Source organism: Vibrio sp. 1978 (assembly GCF_033344345.1).
The window spans coordinates 1-835 of the sequence record NZ_JAWPOP010000282.1 but is presented as its reverse complement, the minus strand read 5'-3'; the positions used below and the strand labels follow the sequence as shown (position 1 = coordinate 835).

Below are 835 nucleotides of genomic sequence, written 5' to 3'. Positions count from 1 at the left end.
TGCGTTTTGGATGCTGTCGGTAATGCGACGGCTCTTGATGTTCCAGTTTGCCATGTGCGCTACCGCTTCTTCCCAGCGGTATTGGAACTGGCTTTGAGCACTCAACATTTTCACTGTTTCTAAGCCTGCCAAGCTCTCAATCAGGTTGGCGTATTTTTGAGAAGCCAGACGTGAGCCTTCCTCGATAGAACGGCGTAGAGGGCCTTGGATGAGCAGTGAGTGGATGATCAGAATGAGAACACCTACCATCGGCACAAATACCAAATTGCCCGCCATCAACCAAATGATGATTAAAAACAGAATCGCAAATGGTAGGTCGATCAACGCGCTGACGGTAGCGGAAGTGAAAAATTCGCGGATGGATTCAAACTCCTGCAAGTGACGTGCAAATGCACCCACTGACGGCGGTTTGGATTCCATTCGAATCCCCATCACTTTGCTAAACAGTTTAGAGGAGATCAGAATATCCGACTTTTTACCCGCCACATCGATGAAGTAGTTACGAAGTGACTTGAGAGAAAAGTCGAAAATGAACACGACGAAGATACCGCTTGCCAACACCCATAAGGTTTCAAACGCGAGGTTTGGCACCACTTTGTCGTACACCAAACGAGTGAACATTGGTGCGGCAATGGCGAAGATGTTGATCAAAAGAGAAGCGATAAGCACATCGCGGTAGATGCGTTTAGATTGCCACAAGGTTGACCAGAACCAGTGACCTTCTTTGGTTTTGAGCACTTCGGGAGAGCGCTCATCGAAACGGAATTGCTTTTTAACTAAAAAGTAGCGACCAGTGTACTGCTCAAGTAGGTCTTCTAATGGAATGGAGATTGGC

General features: G+C 47.3%; 1 protein-coding gene. It reads right to left on the bottom strand.

Going from position 1 to position 835, the window contains the following annotated elements; translation table 11 throughout:
* Positions 1–835: ABC transporter transmembrane domain-containing protein (locus R8N49_RS26095; RefSeq protein WP_318190321.1), on the bottom strand; the 835-nt coding region annotated here is incomplete at both ends.